This window comes from Hoeflea sp., assembly GCF_984452065.1.
In genome coordinates this window covers 1-3181 of the sequence record NZ_CFHWAF010000237.1, presented here as the reverse complement: position 1 = coordinate 3181, position 3181 = coordinate 1, and the positions used below count along the sequence as shown (strand labels likewise).

3 protein-coding genes and 1 pseudogene are annotated in these 3181 nt (G+C 59.8%); 1 reads left to right on the top strand and 3 read right to left on the bottom strand.

The features are described from left to right. Together AC5E6N_RS23875 and AC5E6N_RS23870 are read right to left on the bottom strand one after the other, a co-directional pair. Positions 1-490: pseudogene (locus tag AC5E6N_RS23875) on the bottom strand (C4-dicarboxylate ABC transporter); the annotation flags it as partial. Positions 491-529: 39 nt separating this feature from the next. Beyond that, positions 530-715 carry a hypothetical protein gene (locus AC5E6N_RS23870; protein WP_491750150.1) on the bottom strand — a complete coding sequence of 62 codons (186 nt, stop codon included), beginning with the start codon at positions 713-715 and terminating at the stop codon, positions 530-532. A gap of 181 nt (positions 716-896) precedes the next feature. On the opposite strand from AC5E6N_RS23870, the gene AC5E6N_RS23865 reads away from it, so the two are divergent. Continuing rightward, positions 897-1922 carry a LacI family DNA-binding transcriptional regulator gene (locus AC5E6N_RS23865; RefSeq protein WP_491750149.1) on the top strand — a complete coding sequence of 342 codons (1026 nt, stop codon included), beginning with the start codon at positions 897-899 and terminating at the stop codon, positions 1920-1922. 69 nt (positions 1923-1991) lie between these two features. Here the strand turns inward: AC5E6N_RS23865 and AC5E6N_RS23860 are convergent, their stop codons facing one another. Further along, positions 1992-3089: a TIGR03032 family protein gene (locus tag AC5E6N_RS23860; protein ID WP_491750148.1), complete on the bottom strand. Its 1098-nt coding sequence runs from the start codon at positions 3087-3089 to the stop codon at positions 1992-1994. Positions 3090-3181: the final 92 nt, after the last annotated feature.

The following is a 3181-nucleotide window of genomic DNA, read 5'->3' as shown; positions in this document are numbered from 1 at the left end:
CTTCGTTCTTCCAGAATTCCGACGTCACCAGATTGGTGAAGCGCTGATTGGATCCGCACAGATACGGCATGTTGATGAGGTCCACGGTTGACGCAAAGGGCGCGAAGTTCGACAGCGAATGCTGTGCCGCCTGGATTGTTCCGCCCTGCACTTTCTGCACCAGAGCGCCACCCGCCCCGAGCTGGCCGCCGGGCGCCAGCTTGACATAGACCTTGCCGTTGGTGGCGTTCTGGATGTTTTCCTTCAGGTCCAGCTGCATGATCGGATAGCTTCTCGACGCGCCGAGCACGTAAGCCGTGGCGATCGTCATGACGTGATCGGCGGCCTTTTCCCGCTCGCGTTCTTCCCTGGCTGTCTGCGCCACCGCTTGCGACGACCACAGCACACCGCCGGCGCCCGCGACCATTGCGGCGGTAAAGCCGCCGGCTGCTGTCAGTTTGAGAAAATTACGGCGCTCTGCCGATGCAGGTTCCCTGCGGTCATCTTTCATTCGGTTTCCTCCCATAGAAACACTAGCTGCCATGAAACACTAGCTGCCATCCTTGAGTTTGCGGGCAGCCTCCTCCTGCAAAATTCCAACGACGAAGAGTATCGACGCGGCAAAAAGAACCAGCATTTCGCCGACATCCCCGAGGAATGTTTGCCCGCCAAAGGCACCCATCGCGACGTTCGCGAAGTAAATGACAAACACGATCAGGGAGGCATAAAGGGGCATTTTCACGCTCGGCTTTCATCTGGATTTTGCTTAATGTAAGCGCTTTCATCAAACTTATGCAAGGGCTTGCAGTGGATCTATGCAAGCGCTTTCATTATCCTCCTGCAAACACGTATCTTTTCTGGATGCAGATTCGGACGTTCCGAATTAAATTGTCCGCAAAGGCGCAAACGAGGCGAAATTGAACGCGACAACCGATCACGCGACCCCGACACTGGACGATGTTGCCCGCGAGGCCGGTGTTTCGACCGCCACGGTTTCCCGGTGTCTGAACACGTCGGACCTTGTTTCGGAACAAACCAGGGACAAGGTGATGAGCGCGGTGGAACTGCTGGGCTACACGCCGAATTTCGGCGCCCGCGCCATGGCCGCAAAGCGGACCTTCACGATCGGCGCCATCATTCCGACCATGGAGAACGCGATCTTCGCGCGGGGCCTGCAGGCCTTTCAGGAAAGGCTTGACGAAAAGGGATACACGCTGCTGGTCTCCAGCACCGCCTACCGGCCGGAACTGGAGGCCGAGCAGATCAGATCGCTGGTCTCGCGCGGCGCGGACGGGCTGTTGCTCATCGGCTACGAACGGGACAAATCCGTTTACGACTATCTGGAGCGCCGCCACTTCCCGACGCTTGTCGCATGGGCGTTTTCCGATAACAGCCCCTTGCCGTCGGTCGGTTTCGACAACAGAGCCTCGATGCTGGAGCTTTCCAACACGGTGCTGTCGATGGGCCACAGGGAGATTGCGGTCATATCCGGCATTGTCGAGGGCAACGACCGGGCGGCCGGGAGGCTGCAAGGCATCAGGGACAGTCTCAATGCGCACGGGCTCGATCCGGATCGTGCCCCCGTGATCGAAACGCCCTATGAGATCGAGAACGGCGCAAACGCGTTCGAAAGACTGATGCGGGGACGCAGACGCCCGACCGCCATCATGTGCGGCAACGACGTTCTTGCCGTCGGCGCCATGCAGCGGGCGCGGGAGATGGGCCTCAATGTGCCGAACGATGTTTCGATTACCGGGTTCGACGATATCGAACTCGCGCGCATCGTCACGCCGCAACTGACCACGGTCCACGTTCCGCACAGGCGCATGGGCCGCCTCGCCGCCGACGAGCTCATCCGGATGGTGGAAAAGGACAGTTCCGGCGAATCGTCACAGCTGCAGAGCTCCCTTCGGCTGCGCGGCTCCCTGAAGGCGGTCGAATAGGCCGCGAGTACACCAGGCCCAAAGCGTTCGCCTTACGGATCGGCAAACACCGGCCCCGACCGGCGCGGATCACAGATCATGATCGTCGAGCGTGATGATCCCCAGCACATCCTTTGTAAGAAAGCCGTAGGAGCGCGTGCAGCCGGTACCTGGCAGCACTTCCACATCGTAGAGCTCACCGATTTTCCCGTCGATGCGGAACCACTGCGCACAGCTTGCGGAATTGAGATCGATGACCTGCACGCCGCACCAGGCTTCGCTGTCGGCCTGTTCGAGTCTGGTGTCGAGTTCAAGGCCCTCGAACCGCTCATAGCGCGGCCTGGACAGACCGACGAAGGCGTATTTGCCGTGGAATGCGAGGCCGCGCACGAAGCCGGGGCAGAACACCACCGGCGTGAACCGCGCGCCGGGGTCCGGCTTTGACAGGTCCACCCAGCCGAATTCGCCGGTTCCCGAATTCAGGAGCCAGAGCTTGCCCTGGTAAAGGCGCGGCGAATGCGGCATGGAAAGCCCTTCGCAGACGATCTCGTTCTTTTCAACGTCAATAACGATGCCGCCGTCGGCGCGCCGGTCGCGCCAGCCGTCGATGCTATCCGACTTGCTGACGGCGGTCACGTATTTCGGCATGCCATCCTGCATCGCCATGCCGTTCAGATGGCAGCGGTCCTCGGCGACGATGGCCGAGATGAATTGCGGTTTCCACCAGGGTTTGAACGCATGGATATCCGAGACTTCGGCAATGCAATTGTACCGCGTGTTCACGAACAGGATCCTGTCATCGTCCGTGACGCCGACATCGTGCGCATCCAGAACACCCGTCAGATGCGTCGTGCGCGGCACGAAACAGTCGGTGAACTGCCCGTCCATCACCTCGTTCGGCCGCAGGATGTTCCGCATCCGGTAGATATTGGCAAGCGTCGCCATATACAGCACGCCATCGCGATAGTGCAGCCCCATGGCCTTCTGGAAATACTGCTCATTGACCATCAGGCCGCCCTTGGGATTGTGGCCCAGCATGTAAAGGCGTCCGGATTGGTACGAGGTGACGGCAAGGGAAATTTTCAGTTTCGCCAGCAGCGAGACGAAACCACCGGAAATCGAATATTTGGCGGCCGGTTCGGCCGGGTTTTCGCCGTCCGGCTGCACGTCTTTGATTGCTTCGTTCATTCGCGATATTCCGTCCAGTGTTTTGCGGACCCTGGTTTCATGCCGGGCCGCGTGGCAATGCCCCTCCGTCGTAATGCGCGCATTTCAGATCG

Coding starts and splice junctions, on each gene's coding strand:
- AC5E6N_RS23860 (WP_491750148.1), bottom strand. CDS start 3,089: ATGAACGAAGCAATCAAAGACGTGCAGCCGGACGGCGAAAACCCGGCC.
- AC5E6N_RS23870 (WP_491750150.1), bottom strand. CDS start 715: ATGCCCCTTTATGCCTCCCTGATCGTGTTTGTCATTTACTTCGCGAAC.